A 20756-nucleotide genomic window follows, 5' to 3' on the forward strand; every position below is an offset into this window, starting at 1 on the left:
TACCGAAAATGGCAAAGCAAAATTCATCTCCCTCACTGTTTCAGCGCGACCTGATCAGTACGGCCATACGGGAGTCATTTGTCAAACTTAGCCCGGCTATTCTGATCAAGAATCCGGTTATGTTCACCGTCGAAATTGGCACCGTCGTGATGGTGCTGGTAACGGCTTACATCGCCATCACGGGCGATACCACACAAGGGTCACTGACCTATAATGTGTCGATTACGTTCATTCTGCTGCTCACCATTCTGTTTGCCAACTTCGCCGAAGCCATTGCCGAAGCACGGGGGAAAGCACAGGCCGAATCGCTCCGGAAAACGCGGCAGGAAACTCCCGCGAAGGTTATTCGTCCCGTAGGCGATATGTATACCAACGAAGTGCAGATTATTTCGTCGGCACAACTCGCTAAAGGCGATGTTTTTCTCTGCGAAGCAGGCGACATTATCCCCTCCGATGGGGAAATCATTGAAGGCCTGGCCACCATCGACGAGTCGGCCATTACGGGTGAGTCGGCCCCGGTTATTCGAGAAGCGGGTGGCGATAAATCATCGGTGACGGGTGGCACCAAAGTGTTGTCGGATCGTATTAAAGTACAGGTGACTACCCAACCCGGTGAATCGTTTCTGGATAAAATGATTGCGCTGGTAGAAGGAGCCACCCGGCAGAAAACACCCAACGAAATTGCGCTGACAATTCTGCTGGCGGGCTTTACTCTGATCTTTATTATCGTCTGCGTTGCGCTGAAACCCTTTGCCGATTACGCCAATACACCTATTACCATCGCGGCCCTGATTTCGCTCTTCGTTTGTCTGATTCCAACGACTATCGGCGGGCTGCTTTCGGCCATCGGGATTGCGGGTATGGATCGCGCTTTGCGGGCAAATGTCATTGCCAAATCGGGTCGGGCTGTCGAAACCGCCGGTGACATTGATACGTTGCTGCTGGATAAAACCGGCACCATTACCATTGGCAACCGGAAAGCAACGAATTTCTATCCGGCTCCCGGTATCTCGGAAGCGGACATGATTCGGGCCTCGGCGCTTAGCTCGCTGGCCGACGAAACCCCAGAAGGCAAGTCGATTGTCGAACTGGCAGGTCCTAAGGTGACGTCAACGCTCTCGACCGATGGTGCTACGCTTATCAAGTTTACGGCCGAAACACGTTCGTCGGGTATCGACATGCCCAGCGGCCCGAACGGCTCTCCGCTACGGATTCGGAAAGGCGCTACCGATTCGATTCGGAACATCGTTACGCGGGCGGGCAATACCTTCCCTGTCGAGATTGAGAATCAGGCGAAAAAAATTGCCGGTAATGGCGGTACACCGCTGGTTGTAATCGAAAACGAACAGGTGCAGGGTGTCGTCGAATTGCAGGACATTATCAAGCCCGGTATTTCGGAACGGTTCGACCGGCTACGGAAAATGGGGGTTAAAACGGTGATGGTGACCGGCGACAACCCGTTGACGGCCAAGTTTATCGCGGAAAAGGCAGGCGTCGATGACTACATCGCAGAGGCCAAGCCGGAAGATAAAATGAACTACATTCGCCATGAGCAGACCGGTGGCAAACTGGTTGCGATGATGGGCGACGGGACCAACGATGCGCCCGCGCTGGCCCAGGCCGATGTTGGTGTAGCGATGAACTCGGGCACCCAGGCTGCCAAAGAAGCCGGTAACATGGTGGATCTGGATAACGACCCGACCAAGCTGATCGAGGTCGTCGAAATCGGGAAGCAGTTGCTCATTACGCGGGGTACGCTGACAACCTTCTCCATTGCCAACGACGTAGCCAAGTATTTCGCTATCGTCCCCGCGCTGTTCGTCGTGTCGATTCCGGCCCTGGAAGCTATCAACGTCATGAAGCTGCATAGTTCGGAGTCGGCCATTCTGTCGGCGGTTATTTTCAACGCCATTATCATTCCAATGCTGATTCCGCTGGCCCTGCGCGGGGTTGAATACAAACCCATTGGCGCATCGGCTCTGCTTCGTCGCAACCTGTTTATTTACGGCCTGGGTGGTATCGTCGCTCCGTTCATTGGCATCAAACTGATTGATCTGGTCGTAGGCCTGTTTGTCTAATATAAAAACTAAAATCATGAAAAATCACATTGCACCCGCCATTCGTCTTACGCTCGTTATGCTGGTCATTCTGTCCGTTGTTTACCCACTGGTCGTAGCGGGTGTTGCCCGGTTTGCGCCCGGAGAAGGCAAAGGTGAAACGGTAACGGCCAACGGTAAAGTCGTTGGCTACGCGCTGGTTGGGCAGAAGTTTACCGAAGATCGCTATTTCAACAGCCGTCCGTCGGCCGTAGACTACAATGCATCCGGCTCGGCGGGGTCGAACAAAGGCCCCTCGAATCCGGATTACCTGAAAACGGTGCAGACCCGCATTGACACTTTTCTGGTACATAACCCCGGTGTTCGGAAAGAAGATATTCCTGCCGAGTTAGTTACCGCGTCGGGTTCGGGCCTCGATCCGGACTTGTCGCCCGCCGGAGCCAAAATTCAGGTGGCCCGCATTGCTAAAGTACGCGGCATCCCGGTGGAACGACTGAATCAACTGGTTGATCAACAGACGGAAGGGCCTTTGTTGGGTGTATTTGGACCCGCCAAAGTGAACGTGTTAGCCTTAAACGTAGCGCTCGATCAGGTAAAATAAGATAGTGCCGGTTGGCCCGGTTGACAGCCAGGCTAACCGGTTCATCGATCAGACACCACCATGGTAATGCAGTATATAGGGCTTGGCCTTTTGTTTAGCCTGGCCGTTGGGTTGGCCGTTTGCGTTGGTTGGTACATGAATCGTGTATTCAACGGCGAAACGAGTGGATTGGATTTTCTGTCTCCGCTGGAAAGCTTTTTTTACCGACTGGGCGGCATTGATCCAACTCAACCGATGACGTGGCGGCAATATGCCGTGGCGCTACTGACCATCAATGGGGTGTGGCTAGTCTATGGGTTTATCATTCTGCTGGTGCAGGCTAGTATTCCGATTTGGAATCAGCGGGGCATCCCATCGATGGAATGGACGCTGGCCGTCAATACGGCGATTAGCTTTCTGACCAGTACTAACCTTCAGCACTATTCTGGAGAAAGTGGCGCGACGTATTTTACGCAGATGGCAGTGCTGACTTTTCTTCAGTTCGTCTCAGCGGGAACGAGTCTGGCGGTGGGAGTGGCGGTGGTCCGGTCATTACAAGCCAAAACCAGTATGAGCGTTGGCAATTTCTACGAGGACTTTGTGCGCTCAATAACGCGGGTTTTTCTACCGCTGTCATTGATTGGCGCGATACTACTTCTGTTCGCAGGAGTGCCCATGACGTTCAGTCCATACACGGTCATTAAAACGTTGGAAGGAATCGAACAAACCATTGCGCAGGGACCTGTTGCTGCTATGCTGCCTATCAAACATCTGGGTTCGAATGGAGGAGGATTTTTCGGTGCCAATACGGCTCATCCGTTTGAAAATCCTTCTATGGTGAGCTATATCATTAACCTGATCAATGTGTTTGTGCTGCCCATGGCGTTTGTTGTTTTCCTGGGCTATTTTATCAATCGACGGAAGCTGGCCATTATCCTGTTCACCGTTATGACGGGTTGCTGGCTGGTGCTGACCATCCCCACGATGCAGCAGGAACTGGGGGGCAATGCAGCGATCAGTCAGTTGGGTATCGATCAGTCAGCGGGCAGTTTAGAAGGGAAGGAAATGCGGTTTGGTACGCTGGCATCGGCTTTCTGGTGCGGGGTAAACGTGGTCATTCCGGCGGGTACGCTCACCTCGATGCACGACAGTTATACGCCGTTGTCAGGGGTATTTATGCTGTTGGGGATGCAACTGGATGCTTTCTACGGTGGGGTAGGTACTGGCTTTCTGTATATGTTTCTGTACATCATTCTGGCTATTTTCATTGGGAGTCTGATGATTGGCCGAACGCCTGAGTTACTGGGCAAAAAAGTAAGCATACCAGAAATACAAATCGCGACGTTTGTCATTGTTATTCTTCCCTTTTCGTATTTAGCGGCCACGGCCGTAGCCGTAGTTATTCAGAATGCCCAGCCAGACATCGGCTGGCTGAGCAATCCAGGATACCATGGTTTTACAACCATGCTGTATGAATATGTTTCGTCGGCGGCTGGCAACGGGTCGGGCTTTGAGGGGCTTGGTGATAACACCCCCTTCTGGAATCTGTCAACGGCGGTAGTGATGCTGCTGGGCCGGTTTATTCCCATCATCGGACCGCTGGCCATTGGGGGCCTCTTATTTCAAAAGCACTATACCCCACCTACAATGGGTGTGCTGCCTACCGAATCATGGACCTTTGGCCTGCTGCTAACAGCCATCATTTTCATTATCGGTGCCTTAAGCTTTTTCCCGGCTTTAGCGATTGGCCCCATCGCTGAGTTTTTAACCCAGGGGAATCGGCCCTGATTTACAATGATTCACACTTGGCCCTTTCACCGGGAGGGTCGAGCACGATCAACAACTTGAATACAACAAAACCATAACTATGAAAACCATTTTTACGACATCAGCCTTTATTGCTGGTGTACTGACCACGTCGCTGGCGCAGACAACGGACACAACCACGGTTTCGGCTCCCACCCAGGCCCAGTCGACCATAGCACCTAACTCAGGGCTAACCGTTTCCGGCTATGTCGAAGCGTATTATGCGCACGATTTTACCGCCCCGAAAACTGCCCAGGAACGCCCTGGCTTTATTTATAACCACAAACGAAACCGGGAAGTGAACGTGAACCTGGCGTTCATCAAAGGAGCCTACAGCAGCGACCGGGTGCGGGCCAATCTCGCCATTCAGGTGGGTACATACGCGCAGTACAACTATGCCGCCGAGCAGCCGTTGGTGAAGAATATATTCGAAGCTAATGCGGGCGTAAAGCTGAGTAAAACAAAGGATCTGTGGCTGGACGCCGGTATTTTCTCCTCGCACATTGGCTTTGAAAGCGCCATTTCGAAAGATTGCTGGACGCTGACCCGGAGCATACTGGCCGAAAATTCACCCTACTATCTGTCGGGAGCCAAGCTGACGTACAATACGCCGAACGGCAAATGGACATTGTTGGGCTCGGTACTGAATGGCTGGCAGCGGATTGCCAAACTACCGGGCTATTCGGGTCCGTCGCTTAGTACCCAGGTGCAGTATAAACCCAATGCCAACCTGGTTTTGAACTGGAGTACGTTCCTGGGTAGCGACCGGCCTGATTCGTTGAAGCAGACGCGCTTTTTCAATAACGTCTACGCCATCATCAACCCAAACCGCCGGGTAAGTGCCATTCTTGGCTTCGATATTGGCGCTGATCGGAAACCCATCGGTACGGGAGATCGCCGGGTCGGGTCGGGGAGTTACGTCTGGTACTCGCCGGTAGCCATCGTTCGGTATTCCGTAAGCGATGTGGTTAAACTGGCCGGCCGGGTTGAGTATTATGACGATAAGAATGGCGTGATCATCGCTACCGGAACGCCCAACGGATTCAAAACCTGGGGCTATTCGCTCAACGTCGATTATGCTATTCTGCCCAATGCCCTGTTTCGGGTCGAAGGTAAAGTGTACGACAGTCAGGATGCTATCTTTGAATCGAAAACCAGTCTGAGCAAAACGAATACCTCCCTGACAACGAGTTTGGCGATTAGTTTTTAATCTGTCTTTTTGTCAACCCAATGAGCCCTAACGATCAGAACGCAGAGCATTTTCTGAACCTCCTCCGCCAGTCAAGGCGGGGGAAGTTCAAGATTTATATTGGCATGAGCGCAGGCGTGGGGAAATCATACCGCATGTTGCAGGAAGCGCATGCCCTGCTGCGGGCCGGAATCGACGTTAAGATTGGGTTCATTGAGACACACAAACGGGCCGAAACCCACGCCCTTATCGACGGGCTTCCGCTCATTCCCCGGCGTACTTTGTTTTACCGTGGGCGCGAACTGGAGGAGATGGATCTGCAGGCGGTCATCAACCTGCACCCTGAGCTGGTTATCGTGGATGAATTGGCGCATACCAATATTCCCGGTTCGAAAAATGAAAAACGCTGGCAGGATGTCGTCGAGATTCTGGACGCGGGCATCAACGTTGTCAGTGCTGTCAATATTCAGCATATCGAAAGTTTGCATGCCTCGGTACGGACCATCACGGGTATCGACGTAACCGAACGAGTGCCGGATCGGGTGCTGCAAATGGCCGACGAAGTAGTCAATATCGATCTGACCGCCGACGAACTCATCACCCGGCTCAAGGAGGGAAAGATTTACGAACGGACGAAGGTTGAAACTGCGCTTAACAACTTCTTTCAGCCCGAACGAATTCTGCAACTGCGTGAACTGGCCCTGCGTGAGGTAGCCACCGCCGTCGAACGGAAAATAGAAACGTCGTTGCCGTCGAGCCTAAAAGCCAAACCAGAGCGTTTTCTGGCCGCTATCAGTTCTAACCATGAAATTGCCCGCCGGGTAATCCGTAAAACCGCACGGCTGGCTTCGTACTATAACTCGCGCTGGTTTGTGCTGTATGTACAGACCCCGGACGAGAACTCAGACCGGATTAAACTCGATGTACAACGCCATTTGATCAACAATCTTAAAGTCGCTACGGAGCTTGGAGCAGAGGTTATTCAGGTGAAAAGCAGTAATATCGTTAATAGCATCATGGTGGAAGTGGAAAAACGAAATGTGACAACGGTTTGCATTGGTAAACCACACCTAACGCTGATCCAGATTATTCTGCAGACGAATGCCTTTAACCAACTTCTCACCAAACTGTCGGGTTCCGATACCGACCTGATCATACTCTCGTAGCAGCCATGAGTATTAAAAGCAAAATAGCGGCCGCTCTGGCCTTTATGTTCGCCATTATCGTGGCGCTCGGTGGCTTGGGCGCGTACTACCTGAACGAGCTTTCCAACGATTCACAGGCTATTCTGAAGGATAACTACATCTCGCTTCAGTACGCCAGCAACATGCAGAAGGCACTGGCCATGATGACGGATCCGGTTGGCCGCGACCCCGACGGGGTAACGGATTTTGATCGAAATCTGAAAAAGCAGGAAGCTAACGTTACCGAAGTAGGCGAACAGGAATTGACGAGTAGCTTGCGCCGGGAGTTTAACCGACTGCGAACCGGCCCTATGGACCCGGTCATTATTTCGCGCATTCGGCAGCATTTATTTTCGCTCGACGATCTGAACCGGCAGGCTATTGTCCGAAAGAATGAAGTGGCTAAACAAACGGCCAAAGATGCCCTGTTGTGGCTGCTTGCCGTTGGGACGTTGTGCTTCCTGATCCTGTTTTCATTTATCGTGAATTTTCCCGGCTACGTGGCCAACCCTGTTCGGGAACTGACACGCGGGATCAAACAGGTAGCCAAACGCAATTTTGAAGAGCGCCTGCATATCGAATCCAACGACGAATTTGGGGAATTGGCCCGCTCGTTTAACCTCATGGCGCAGAAACTGGACGAATACGAACACTCCAGCCTGGCCCGAGTGCTGTTCGAAAAACGGCGGATCGACACGCTCATTCAGATTATGAGCGAAGGTATTGTGGGCATGGACGAAAACAAGCGGATACTGTTTGCCAACCCCGTTGCCTGCCGCCTGCTGGGCATCGAGGAAGCGAAGTTGATCGGCCAGTATGCCCCCGACGTGGCGGCTTCCAACGACCTGATGCGGACGCTGATCCAGGATGTAATGTCGGGGAATAAAGCCGAACCCGAGCGCAATGGCTTCTTGAAGATTTATGATCCTGGTCCGGAGGGCTCCACCAGCACGAATCAGGAAGGGGAGGGGAAAGAAAGTTATTTTAACCAACGGACGCATACGGTAGAGGTGACGCCCATCGGCGAAGATCAGCCCCAACTGGCGGGGTATGTGATGGTGCTCGAAAACATAACGCCCTATAAAGAACTTGATCTGGCAAAAACCAACTTCATCGCCACCATCTCGCACGAACTGAAAACGCCCCTGTCGAGTAGTAAGATGAGCCTTAAGCTGCTGGAAGACAGTCGCGTTGGGGTGTTGAACGAGGAACAGAAAGCGCTTGTCGCCAATGTTGGCGACGACATAAACCGGCTGCTCAATCTCACGGGTGAACTCCTCAATATGGCGCAGGTCGAATCAGGACAAATCCAACTGAACATCCAGGCCGTTGCCCCCGCCGATATTGTCAATTATGCGACCAACGCCCTTAAAGTGGCCGCCGAAAACAAACACATTTCCCTAGACGTGACCGCCCCCGCCGGGCTTCCCATCGTGCTGGCCGATCCCGACAAAGCATCGTGGGTATTGGTTAACTTTCTGTCAAATGCCATTCGGCATAGCCCCACCGATAGCGTGATTGAAGTACTGGCCAGAAAAGCCAGCACGTTTGTTGAATTTCGGGTGCGCGATCATGGATCGGGTATTCGAACGGAACACCAGAACCGGGTTTTTGACCGCTACTTCAAAGCACCTACCGTGAACGGACAGGCCAACGAATCGTCGACGAGCGGTACGGGGCTTGGGTTGGCTATTTCGAGCGAATTCATTCAGAGCATGAACGGAAAAATCGGCCTGGATACGTCCGTTACCGATGGAGCGGCTTTCTTTTTTCGGCTTCCCATCGACCCCGAACCGGTGAATACGCGTAGATAACCCGGCCTCGCTGCTTATAGATTCATCAACTACACACAAACGATGAATCGAATCAGTACGATAGGGCTTGTTGGTTTCGTGCTTCTTTTACTCAGTACACGTGTGGCGTGGTGTCAGAACACGGCGATCAACTGGAAGAAAGTTAAGGTGCTGGTGTACACCAAAAACGGGAAAGGCTATGTGCATGATAACATTCCTAACGCCGTTCAGTGCATCCAGAATCTTGGTCGGCTCAATGGCTTCGCGGTCGACGTATCGGACCAGCCCACGGTTTTTACGGAAGATAACCTAAAGCAATATACGCTTCTGCTCTTTCCCAGCACCAACAACGATGTGTTCGATACGGATGCCCAGCGGCTGGCTTTTCGGCGATACATTGAAGCGGGGGGCGGCTTTGTCGGTATTCACTCCGTAATGGGCACCGAGCGCAACTGGACCTGGTTCAAACGCATGATTGGCGGTACGTTTGCCTGGCACCCTAAGTTTCAGAAATTCACGGTTGAGGTGATCGATACGAAAAATCCGTCGATGCAGGGCCTGCCTAAATTGTGGTCGAAAGAAGACGAGTTCTATTTTATCAAAGACATGTCGCCTGGCTCAACAGTCATCATGGCCAATGACCTGACTACGCTGAATCAGGACGAACCCGAAAAAATAAAAGCGTTCGGCGGCTCCTATACCAAACTTTACCCATCGGCCTGGTACTACAATTTCGATGGGGGCTATACCTGGTGCACGACCCTGGGCCACGCCAAAACCGACTATGAAAATGACACGACTTTCATTCGGCATATTTTTCAGGGCATTCGGTACGTTGCCGGACAGGTTACAAAAATCGATTTCAGCAAAGCCTACGCCGATTCCCGCGATACGCCTATCCGGTAAAAGCCCAACGGGTAGTTTTGCGCCATCGATGCAGAACGCCGAATGAAATGAGCGTAGTGGTCGCAAGCGCAGGTTTTATCGGGTGTAGTCTACTTATACTGCCCGGTAAAACCTGCGCTTGAAGAATACCTATTTTTTTAGGTCACCCAAGGTAAGTTGTTCGACATAGGGCGTCAGGCGATCGGTACAGCCCGCATTATCGACAAAAGCGCTCACCTGGTAAGGCTCCCAATGTGCCCCCAACCCGCGATTAACCGGCCATTTATAGTAAATTTCAACAAAATGGTTACCCAAATAATAAAGTTTAACTTGGTGTTCGCTGTTCTGTCGTTCAGCGATAAATCGCCCTTTTATGGGGATCAGTACTAACTGTTCGGAGAATGTCAATTTGTTTAACTGCTGCACGTTCATCAATTCAAAGATGGATAAAGAAGAAACTAACTAGGTTCCGTTTTGGCAAAGGAGGGTTTGATGAAATAGTGTACAGGTTTATGCTATAGAGGCAGGAGAAAATATGTTTGTGAAGTGGTTTGAATGAGTAATAAAAGACAGTTATTCATGTTTTGTAAGTAGTTACGAATCTTAATAATGGAGATAATTCGCGGTATGCGAATACAACTTGTTCGCAATATAAGCTTCGTAGTTTAATTTTATTTACTTGTTCTGTTTAATGTATATAAATTTTATTTCTATCTCATACTGATTCGCTTAGCGGAAAAATAGTAGGTTATAAGAACATGCCTTCAGTTCGTCGGGCGATATATCGGAACAGCGTGTGTCAGAACGGATATGTATATAGGTTTAGCGCGTAACGAATGAAACGTCCTAAAACGTAGACGGGGACATTGGCTCAATGTGAGCAACGTCCCCGTCTGCCAGGATTTAAGTAATAAGGTCAACAGCGCTGTTGGCTGTTTTTTATTGGCCGCTGCCCGCTACAGACGCAACGCCCGACTGGCTGAGCCTGTGGTATACAACTGATTGAACAGGAGTTTGAAGGTGCCATGCGACTGAGCCCGGAACGTGATTTCGGGACCGAAGGCATACAATTTACCCAGCCCGACCGGGGCTACAAAAGCGGCCACACCATCCTGCAAATACGACTGTCCCCAGGCCCAGCCGCTGCGGAGCGGTTTGCCACTGTCGAACCAGGCCAATGGTTTTACCAGTCCTTTGGCAATGGCATCGGGGGCTATTTTGAAAACCGGGCTGGCGTCGAAATACACATCGCTCTTGTTCGACATCCCCCAGGTTGCGTGCTGAGTTGAGTCCAGATTCACGCGCAGGACACTTCCCGGAATGTAATATTTCTCACCGGGCAGCGGTTTTTCGACACCACTAGTAGTCATCTCGGTAAGCGCATTTTTAACCGGCAAGCCCAGGTGATAGGCCAGATTAGTACTGCTGCCAATGGTCACCACGGTTCCGCCTGCTTCCAGGAACGTTTTCAACTGAGGAACCGATTTGGCCGCGGTGATTTTACCCATCCACGGACGGTATTCAGCGGGTGTGTTTTCGACCTTGGGCTCTGTGCCAAACAGGCTGAAAATATCCTCATCCTTACCGCCAACGGGTGGTATCGCGCGGGTTACGAAAACGATAACGTCATAGTTCTTCCGTAGGTCGCCGGCATCGATATCTGCGGGGTAGACCACCTTCATGGGGAAATGATACTGCTCCATCATCCAGCGAATCCAGCCCGACGGCATCGAGCCGCCGTACGTATCCCACAACGCAATGCGCATGGGAGCCACTTTCGATAACGTTGTTCCGGGGCGCTTCGACAGGCCGGTTACGTTGATGCCGAGGTCTTTTGCCGATTTATCCAGCAGCGATTTGGCCTTTGCTGAGGCAGGAACAAAGAAGGCTCCGGCCTCCACGGCCGATTTGTCTCCCACTCCATTGGGCAACCGATAGACCTCAACGCCAGCCGCCAGCAGATCGTTTACGGCGATGAATGAGTTATTCGATTTGGCGCTTAAAAGATAGCCAGCCCCCGTATTGCCCGTAATGTGGCCTTCCGGCGACTGGAGTTCGCCATAGGGTAGTTTCTGGAAGGGACCATCGAAACCATCCAGAACACGGTCAAATTTGACATTCATCAGATAAGCAAGTGTCCAGCCAGCGGCATCATACGGACGAACGGGTGGGCCACCCGGATACTGAAAATCATTGGGGTGATCCTGCGGCTCGAACATGTCGATCACGTGTGGCCGGAATGCCTGATCGGCTTTCACAACATACGAGCCCGCCGGGTATTTTTTGCCCGCTACCGCAAAATCGGCGGTGGCTTTCTGAACCTGAATACCCGTTCTGATCAGCGCATTAACAAACTTAACGGCGGTAGCAAAATCCGGCTGATTGGCTGGAATGATAAATCCACGGGGATCGCGCAAAATGGGCGCTTTCATGATGGTATCATAATACTTGAGCGGCATGCCACCACCTTTAGGGATAAAGCCGTACTGCGCCAGAGCCGCGTTGGTAGGAGGCACCACTTTCTTCGGGTCGTTCTTGTATACATCGTCGATGGCGTCGATTCGCTTCGGCGACAGGGCCCAGTAGTCTTTGCTGCCCCGTTCGATGGAGTTCTTGCCCATGCGGTAGATGTTGTACAACAACTGGTCGTTCTGGCGGGCGGCATAATCCAGCACCGCGTAATTGAGCGACACGGAGTAATCGATGGACTGCTTGAAATGCCATTTTTGTGGCGTAACCGGGAAGGGCGTGTTGCCATTCGGAATCAGGCGCTTGGGCACCAGCGGGATGCTCTCGGGCGTTGGTCCGCCAATGATTTCGGTCAGCAGACCAATCATGTTGTGGAAGTGCGTGGTGGTCCGCAACCCACCGTTGTACCAGGTCGAGAAAACAGAGCCGCCCAAACGCGTGAAGCCGGGTTTGTTCTCGCCGTTCAACCGGTTGATCATGGCCGCACCCAGGGCATCGATGCCCGTGACCATCATTGGATCGAATACGTAGTTGAACGGATCCCGATAGGGAGGACCCGCCAGCACCGACCCCGCCGGGCCGCTCTGGTGGTGATTGTACATGATTTGCGGAATCCATTCGACGAACAACTGGCGGGCAATATTCTGGGTTTCCTTCATGTTCAGCATGAAAAAATCGCGGTTGTTGTCGTGCCCGATGTATTTCTGATACAGGCGGGGAACGTTATCCAACGAGCGTTTTTCGGGGGTCGACTCCCGCATGTACCAGTTGGTTACCAGTTCTTGCCCATCGGGGTTCGCGTGGGTTAGCAAAATCACATCCCGATCCAGGATGCGCATGGTTTCGGGGTCTTTCCGACTCACCAATTGATAAATCGTTTCGATGAGCTGGTGCGTCCCGACGGTTTCCGTAGCGTGTAGGCCGCCATCGATCCAGACAATGGCTTTGCCTTCGTCGGCCAGCGCATGGGCCTGTTCGTCAGTAAGGTTTTCGGCCCGGGCAAGCTTTTGGGAAATCTCTTTGTACCGATCTAATTTCTTGAGGTTGGCCGGTGACGAGACGATCAGCATGTATTGGTGGCGACCTTCTTCGGTCATACCAATATCGACCAGTTTTGCGCGGTCGGAAGCCGCGGCTATCTTTTTGAAATAAGCCTCCGTTTGTGTGTACGTAGCGAGTTGATAATCATCGCCGATAGTAAAGCCAAAATGCTCTTTGGGCGACGGAATGGTTTGTGACCATACTGTTGTGAAACTGAGCAGCAGCGTACCGAAAAGTAGACTGGAAAAATAGCGCATTGTTGAGGAAAGGTAAGTTAGTAAAAGGAGTTGTAAGGTACTGGGTTATGGGTGAAACTTTCGTGGCCCGTAGTCTCACGGGCCACGGAGGCAATTGCAACTAAGTCATTTCTTCCGAAAACGCACGCCTACCCGGCAGTCGCCGACTTCGCCACGGGCTTCATCGCATACGTTTTCCTGGAAACCGGCAATCTGACGGCCGTCGGCCAGATTCAGAATGAATTTGAAAATAAAATAGTCATTCTGCGCAACGGTGCTGAGGTTTGTCCCCGTGAAGGCTGCCAGTTGAGCTGCTGTCACGCTAAACGTTTTGGGAAACTCCGTCACCGTCTCGTACAGTTTATCGCTTGTGCCTACCCGGCTCGGTAGCGGAAACTGGGTCACGCTGGGGTAGATGCCGCCCGGCTGTGAGACCACAATGGGGTAAGCCGGATTACCGCTGGCGGCTGCTTTGGTAAAACCCAGATAAACATCAATCGACTTTACTTCGGCCTTCCCGAAGCCTTCCCATTTTAGGGTGTATTCAAATACCTGGCTACCCAGATTGGCCGCGCCCAGGTCAAAAAAGGAGGTGTTTGCCGTTGCAATGGTCGGTAGTGCCGACTTTTCGGTGTTGACCGCAACCAGCGGGACGGCCGTATAAGCCCAGTTTTCCCAGACATAGTCCTCTGTTTTGCAGGCATCGAGCCCAATAAGCAGCAGGAGAGAAGCGTATAAAAGAATCTTTTTCATGGTTCCGTCAGATTATTTATCCCAGAAAACAGGTGTCGTTTGTTGAGCGGTCTGTAGCTGATCGGCTTTATCCGAGATGGTCGCGTTTGTGGCTAATTCCGTAATGGAATAGGAAAGTCGTAGGGGAAACGTATTCAGGGGTGCAATAGGCGCGGGCAATACCGGTAAGCCCGTCCGGCGGTAATCCGTATACGATTCGATGCCGTTGCCGTAGAGCGCAATGTATTTTTGGGTCATCAGGGCGCTTAGTTTTCCGGCTTCGTCGGCGGCATCGTATTGAGCCGCCCGGTTGGCGACAAACGCACTGATCGTGGCAGCTGCCATGGGTGTCGCCGAATTACCTGAGGTTGTCGAGATCGTATTGACACTGTTCAGATGAGCCGCAATGCCATCCTGAAACAATTGTCGGGCATCGCCGGTCGTACCCAGGGTGAGGGCCGCTTCGGCCAGAATGAACTTCACCATAGCGTTGGTCATGAACGGAAACACGCCCGCACCGGTGCCGTCGGTGTTCGTTACCACTTTAGGGCTCGACGTGGCTCCGGTGTTGGTTATGAAGACGTTCGTGGCGGGCACGTTATTGATGGGACTATTGTCATACAAACCACCCGCCGGATAAACGCCCACCGTCGCCTTCAGGGCATTGTCGTTGGGCGACGCACTGGCATCGCCCGTGTAGCGGCCAAAGTAGCCGTTTCCGGTTGGCGTGAAACCCACCGTGTAGTTCGACGTCTGGCGGTAGAAGTAGTACCGGATACGGGGGTCGTCGGTGTTGAATAACCGCTCAATAAATCCCTGACTCAGGTAGTAATTTTTGCCCGCCTGGTATTCGGTTCGGTGCCAGGGGTGGCGGTTAGCCGGGGTTTCGGTAGTGCCAAAACGAAACGAGAAATCCTGCGCATTGCTGGTGATCAGGGGCGCACCCGTGCTGAGTAAGGCACTGATACCCGCCTTCGCCTTATCCGGCTGAACCAGTCGAATCTGATTGTATAGTTTCAGTTTCAGGGTGTTGCCCATGCGGATCCAGGCCGCTTTGTCGCCCTTGTAAATGACATCGGCGGTGGTTGGCTGGATGGCAAAATTCCCCTTGGCAGCATCGGCCAAACCGTCGTCGATGAGCAGAAACAGCTTGTCATAAATCGCTGATCCGCTTTCGAAGGATGGGTCAGAAACGCCGTTGCCTTTTGAGGCATCGGTGTACGGGATGTCACCCCACAGATCCACCATCAAACTGTAGATATAAGCTTTTTCCAGCTTGGCAATGGAAACGTAATCCCATCGTTGCAGGCGGGTACCCTCCCGAATGATGATCTCCAGGTCATTCAAAGCCTGCGTATAGAGGGCATTCCAGGATTGCTGATAATCGGTGCCGTCCTGGAAATTACGGCTCGTGTTGCTGGAATACAACTGCTGCATCAGGATGGAAGTGCCCTGATTCACATCCCGCAGGCTACCCGTCATGGATATCTGGGTGGCGGGCAAGAGTAACTCCAGGGTCGGTGTGACGGGATTGTTCGGGTCGGCATTGATGTCAACAAAGTCTTTGCATGACCAGCCAATAAACAGCAGGCCCACCAGAGAAAGACGTCGTATAGGGACTATAAATCGCATAAGATAAGTTCGAGGGAAGTTGTTGGAGACGAATCAGAAGCTGAACCGGAGATTGGCGCCGAGTCGGCGTGTTGTGGGAATACCGATGAAATCGAAGCCCTGCGAATTGCCCGCCCCCAGCGAACTAACCTCCGGGTCGAAGTTCAGGTGCTTGGGGAAGTTCGGGGCCAGATACCACAGGTTACGGCCACTGAAGGACAGGAACGCCGAGCCAAACGGGGTTTTCGAAAGCCACTTCTTGGGAAACTGATAGCCTAGCGAAACCTCCCGAAGCCGGAAAACGGTTGCGTCGAAGATATTCGTTTCGCCCGCGCCACCCGGTCCGAAACCACCGGTGAAGTAATAGTCGGCAACGCCGATACCGATGTTGTTCGGGATTTTCCGTCCTTCGCCATCCAGCAGGGGTTTCAGCGTATTGACATCGCCCAGTACGCCCGGCCCGACCAGAATGGCCTCCCGCTCTTCGGTGTCTTTGGTGACGCCCCGGCTTAGTAGTTCGTAGGCCGTAAAGGAATACATATCGCCCCCTTTCTTCCAGTCGAACAGCGCGCTGAGCGTAATGCCTTTGTAGCTGAAGGTGTTGGTGATGCCCAGGATAAAGTCAGGATTGGGGTTCCCGATGGCGGAGGTTTTGCCGCTCAGAATTGGTTTGCCCGTGTTGGGGTTGACCAGAATGTTACCGACTTCGTCTTTCGCATAGGTCGATCCGCGAATCTGGCCGTATGGCTGCCCGGCAATATGAACGCTTCCCAAATCGGAGAAGCCGCCATACGGCAGTTCTTTGAGCGTACCAATGTCCAGAACGATGTTCCGGTTGAGGGTGAAGGCCGACGAAATATCCCAGTTAAACCCGTTTTTGAGTTTGACCGGGGAGGCATTCAGACCAATTTCGATGCCTTCATTGGATGACCGGCCGAGGTTGATCACCTTTTGCGTATAGCCCGACGAGGGAACGGCATTGACGGTGAAAATCTGCGACGTACTGAGTTTTTTATAGTACGTAATGTCCAGACCGATCCGGTTGTTGAAAAACTGCAACTCGGTACCCAGCTCAAGTTCGGTGATAAACTCCGGTTTCAGGCTGGCGTTGGCGAGCAGATCGGATTCGCTTAAGGTACTCTGACCAAGGAACGGCGACGCGATGGCGCCCGTAGTCGAACCAGCCCCTAAAATAGGGTTAGCGATGTAAACCGTTTGGGTTTGGTAAGGCGTAGCTTCGTTGCCTACCCGTGTGTAGCCTGCCCGAACTTTACCGAACGACAGCACGCCTTTGGGTAGCTTGAGTGCTTCCGTAAAAATCAGCGACGCACTGCCGCCCCCGTACAGGTAACTCCGGTTGCTGGCGGGTAGGGTAGAGGAGACGTCGTTGCGGGCAACCAGATTCAAAAACGCGACATTTTTATAATCCAGCGAAATGTCGGTAAAGAAGGCGAAGTACCGTTGTTTGAAGTTGTTTCGGTTGTTGGGCAGCACGCGGGGAATCGTAACGCTGGTGTTGTTCAGTGAGTTGATACCCCGAAAAATAATGCCGTCGCCAAACACCACCTGGCGTTCAGTGAGTCGCTGGTTCACATTATTGCCCAGAATCACTTTCAGGCCAATGTTTTCCGTAATGGGTTTGGTGGCCGTCAGCAGCAACGTATTATCTAATTCCTGCCGATAGATATTATCGGTAGTGATGTTGCCGTTGGGGAAATAATCGCCCCCTTTGCCATTGACCACCATGCGTCGATCGGTATAGGCATTGAACCCGACGGTATTCTGAACATTCAGCCAAGGAAGCGGATCTACGCCAACCACGACGTTTCCATAATAACGATCTACCTTACTGGTGGTAGGGCTGTTCACCACCGACCAGTAGGGGTTATCCGTACCAACCCGGTCATACACGTTGTTGCCATTCAGCGGGTTCGTGTTGGGAAAACCGGTGAGATCGTAGCTGGTGGGCACGAACATCAGAATGTCCAGGATGGAACTGCCACTGCCGTTGGCCGCTGATACCTGTGGGGAAACCTGACTCGTGTTGACGTAGTTCAGGGCGCCACTCACGTAGAATTTGTTGTCCAACTGAGCGTTCCCGCCGATGTTCACCCCTGTGCGGGTAATCTGGTTCTCGGGCACGACGCCCTGGTTGCCCGTACGGGACAGACCAACCGTAAAGTTTCCTTTCGAACTGGCATTCGATACCGACAGGGCGTTCTCGAAAACGCTGCCCGTCCGGAAGAAATCCTTGGCGTTGGATTGTGCGTAGGACTGGTACGGCACCTGAATGGGCGTGATGCCATCGGCCTGGTAAAACTGCGGAAAGACCGACGATGGATACCGGTTGTTGGTCGTGAGCGGATGCGGAATGGTTGCCCGCGTTGGAATCAGGCTCGTGTAGCCGGCATAGGGTGGCCCCCAGGAACCAAAGACGCCACTTCGGTAGTCGAAATTTGTTCCCTGGCCATACTTGGTCTGGTAGTCGGGCAATCCGGCAACGGTTTCTGTGGAGTAGCCCGTACTATACGTAATTTCCAGCCCTTTCTTGCTCTGGCTTTTTCCGGCCTTGGTGGTCACGATAATGGCCCCGTTGGCAGCTCGTGAACCATAAAGGGCTGCTGCTGCGGCCCCCTTCAGAACGGTCATGGTCAAAATATTATTCGGGTCCAGGTCAAACGCCCGGTTGGTGATGGTCGATCCGCCAACGGAGCCGTCGGTACTCCCAAAACTGGAATTATCGAAGGGGACACCATCGACCACAAACAGCGGTTGATTGTTGTTGCCCAGCGATGAGTTACCCCGAATGGTAATATTGGTAGCGCCCCCGGCGGCACCGCCCGACCCCTGTACGTTCACGCCCGCTACCTTGCCGGTGAGCGCCCGAAGTGGGTCAGGTTCAGAACGTTGGGCTAGTTTGTTGGCATCCAGCGTGCTGACAGAATAACCCAGGGCATTCTTATCCCGCTTGATACCGGCGGCTGTCACCACTACTTCGCTGAGTTGCTTGGTGTCAGCATCCAGCGCTACGTTGATGACTTCCTGATTTCCAACAACGACTTCTTTGAGTTGGAAGCCAACCGAAGAGAAAACCAGCGTAGCTGATTTATCGGCAATCGTTAGCTGATACAATCCCTGGGCATCAGTGACCGTTCCAACCGTCCCGCCTTTCACCGTTACCGTTGTGCCGGGCAACGATTCTTTCCCGGCGGCATCGCTCACCTTACCTCTAACAACGCGCTGCTGACCAAACGAAAGAATAGGAAGTAAGAAAAGAAGAGCAAATAAACGTTCTTTCATGCAAGTAGAGGAAGAGAGAAGTATACAAATAGTAATTGTAGAGATTAAAGCACAATTATAAATTATTATATTTTACATATTGGATGTAAAGCAGAATAAAATTTCACAAAATTTTTATAATTACATATTATATTTTTTAATTACTATTAATGGATTATCGTATGATTAATTCTACTTATCTAGCGTGAGGTAGAATAATGGGCAACTCAATCAGGGCGGGTATAATGGCCCGTCTGTGTTCGGTCGTATCAACGTAGGATTCTAAATCAGGTAACGCTTTTCGCTTGCACCGCAAGTACCTGTTGATTGACACACAAAAGCCGCCAGGGACATTCCCCAGCGGCTTTTGTGCGTACAATGTTAAATCCCTTTATTTCGGGCCCATTCGAATGGCTCCATCCAGTCGGATCACTTCGCCATTCAGCATCGGGTTCTCGATGATGCTTTTTACGAGTAGCGCGTATTCTCCCGGCCGACCAAGTCGGGAAGGGAACGGCACCTGCTGCCCTAAGGAGAGCCGGGCTTCTTCGGGCAGACTGGCGAGTAAGGGCGTTTCAAAAAGGCCCGGTGCAATGGTCATAACTCGGATTCCGGAGCGGGCCAGATCGCGGGCGATGGGCAATGTCATGCCCACAATACCCCCTTTGGAAGCCGCATAGGCCGCCTGCCCCATTTGTCCGTCGTAGGCGGCTACGGACGCCGTATTGACAATAACACCCCGTTCATTTTCCTGGTTGGGCTCATTTTTTTCCATGGCTAATGCTGCCAGCCGAATGACGTTGAACGTGCCAATCAAGTTGATGGAAATCACTTTCTGAAAGACCGACAGGGAGTGGGCACCATAAACGCCATCAACTTTACCGAGCGTTTTTCGGGCTTCGGCTACGCCCGCACAGTTAATAGCGATCTGTAAACTCCCGAACGTTCCAATGGCCAGATTGATGGCGGCCTGCACGTCGGTTTCGTCGGTCACGTTGGTTTTATGGAATCGGACAGTTGGGCCCAACTCTTCCGCCAGTGCGTTCCCCTGCGTGTCGTTCAGGTCCAGAATAACCACATTGGTTCCATTGGCGGCCAGTAGGCGTGTTGTTGCCTCGCCAAGCCCCGAAGCTCCTCCGGTAACAAGGGCAGTTGCATGCGTCAGTTGCATATACGGTCAATTATAGAATGGCCATTAACTCCTTCAAATGGCGGATGTCGTAGGTTGGTGGGTCACTGACGGGGTGACTTTCCGGGTTATAGAAAACCGTATCCAGCCCCACCCCTTTCGCGCCCATAATGTCGGCTTCGTAATTGTCACCAATCATCAAACTCTCTGCCGCCGTCGTACCGCTTATGTCCAGAGCATATTGAAAAACGAGGGGATCCGGCTTTTTGGCGTTGGCATTTTCGCTCGTGACGACGTGCGTAAAATAATGTGCGATGTCGGAGCTATTCATCTTTACCGCCTGAATTTCGGCAAACCCATTCGTGATGATGTGCATCGTATAGCGCCCGTGCAGGTAATCCAGCAGTTCTTTGGCCGATTCCAGCAGATGGGGCTTGCCCGGTAACATCCGCAGGTATTCGGCATTCAGGTCCGTATGAACGGCTGACTCATCGATGCCCAGGGCTCGAAAGACCATCGGGAATCGGTGCTTCCGAATGTAGCCATGTTCAATCAGGTTCTTATCGTAATCGGCCCAGAGCTGCTTGTTTATAGTAATAAAATGGCGACTGAATTCAGCTGCCGAAGCAATGCCCAGATCGGCTAACCGATGCGTTTCGAACAGCTCGGCAATGCACTCGGACGAATTTCGGTCAAAGTCCCAGAGTGTATGATCGAGGTCGAAAAAGAGGTGTTTGTACATGGGAAAGGGGTTACGGTTTGTAG

General features: G+C 52.2%; 14 protein-coding genes. 7 read left to right on the forward strand and 7 right to left on the reverse strand.

Features of this window, described 5'->3' with window-relative positions; all coding sequences use genetic code 11:
* Positions 1-8 precede the first annotated feature (8 nt).
* From kdpB to ACYU8Y_RS13935, 7 genes are all read left to right on the forward strand, one after another.
* Positions 9-2078 (forward strand): potassium-transporting ATPase subunit KdpB, encoded by a 2070-nt coding sequence (kdpB, locus tag ACYU8Y_RS13905; protein WP_460938151.1) that lies wholly within the window; start codon positions 9-11, stop codon positions 2076-2078.
* Positions 2079-2094: 16 nt separating this feature from the next.
* Entirely contained in the window at positions 2095-2658 is a 564-nt protein-coding gene (locus ACYU8Y_RS13910; protein WP_460938153.1) for a K(+)-transporting ATPase subunit C, read from the forward strand.
* 60 nt (positions 2659-2718) lie between these two features.
* Entirely contained in the window at positions 2719-4425 is a 1707-nt protein-coding gene (gene kdpA / locus ACYU8Y_RS13915) for a potassium-transporting ATPase subunit KdpA (protein WP_460938155.1), read from the forward strand.
* 79 nt (positions 4426-4504) lie between these two features.
* Positions 4505-5653 carry a porin gene (locus tag ACYU8Y_RS13920; protein ID WP_460938157.1) on the forward strand — a complete coding sequence of 383 codons (1149 nt, stop codon included), beginning with the start codon at positions 4505-4507 and terminating at the stop codon, positions 5651-5653.
* A gap of 20 nt (positions 5654-5673) precedes the next feature.
* Complete coding sequence (locus tag ACYU8Y_RS13925; RefSeq protein ID WP_460938159.1) at positions 5674-6798, forward strand: sensor protein KdpD; 1125 nt, start codon at positions 5674-5676, stop codon at positions 6796-6798.
* Between the two features lie 5 nt (positions 6799-6803).
* Positions 6804-8630, forward strand: a complete 1827-nt coding sequence (locus ACYU8Y_RS13930) for an ATP-binding protein (protein WP_460938161.1) — start codon at positions 6804-6806, stop codon at positions 8628-8630.
* A gap of 42 nt (positions 8631-8672) precedes the next feature.
* The gene (locus ACYU8Y_RS13935; protein WP_460938163.1) at positions 8673-9515 is read left to right on the forward strand and encodes a ThuA domain-containing protein; all 843 of its coding nucleotides are present in this window, start codon (positions 8673-8675) and stop codon (positions 9513-9515) included.
* Positions 9516-9644: 129 nt separating this feature from the next.
* Here the strand turns inward: ACYU8Y_RS13935 and ACYU8Y_RS13940 are convergent, their stop codons facing one another.
* The 7 genes from ACYU8Y_RS13940 to ACYU8Y_RS13970 all read right to left on the reverse strand — a co-directional run bounded on the left by ACYU8Y_RS13940 (position 9645) and on the right by ACYU8Y_RS13970 (position 20733).
* The gene (locus ACYU8Y_RS13940; RefSeq protein WP_460938165.1) at positions 9645-9926 is read right to left on the reverse strand and encodes a hypothetical protein; all 282 of its coding nucleotides are present in this window, start codon (positions 9924-9926) and stop codon (positions 9645-9647) included.
* 524 nt (positions 9927-10450) lie between these two features.
* On the reverse strand, positions 10451-13261 hold the full coding sequence (locus ACYU8Y_RS13945; RefSeq protein WP_460938167.1) for a M14 family metallopeptidase: 2811 nt from the start codon (positions 13259-13261) through the stop codon (positions 10451-10453).
* A gap of 105 nt (positions 13262-13366) precedes the next feature.
* A complete protein-coding gene (locus tag ACYU8Y_RS13950; protein ID WP_460938169.1) occupies positions 13367-13993 on the reverse strand; it encodes a hypothetical protein in 627 nt (208 codons plus the stop codon).
* A gap of 12 nt (positions 13994-14005) precedes the next feature.
* Positions 14006-15604: a SusD/RagB family nutrient-binding outer membrane lipoprotein gene (locus ACYU8Y_RS13955; protein WP_460938171.1), complete on the reverse strand. Its 1599-nt coding sequence runs from the start codon at positions 15602-15604 to the stop codon at positions 14006-14008.
* A 33-nt stretch (positions 15605-15637) separates the two neighbouring features.
* A complete protein-coding gene (locus ACYU8Y_RS13960; protein ID WP_460938173.1) occupies positions 15638-18883 on the reverse strand; it encodes a SusC/RagA family TonB-linked outer membrane protein in 3246 nt (1081 codons plus the stop codon).
* 370 nt (positions 18884-19253) lie between these two features.
* Positions 19254-20033, reverse strand: coding sequence for a 3-hydroxyacyl-CoA dehydrogenase (locus ACYU8Y_RS13965; RefSeq protein WP_460938175.1), 780 nt, complete (start codon positions 20031-20033; stop codon positions 19254-19256).
* Positions 20034-20043: 10 nt separating this feature from the next.
* On the reverse strand, positions 20044-20733 hold the full coding sequence (locus ACYU8Y_RS13970; protein WP_460938177.1) for a YjjG family noncanonical pyrimidine nucleotidase: 690 nt from the start codon (positions 20731-20733) through the stop codon (positions 20044-20046).
* Positions 20734-20756: the final 23 nt, after the last annotated feature.

Source organism: Spirosoma humi (assembly GCF_054776575.1).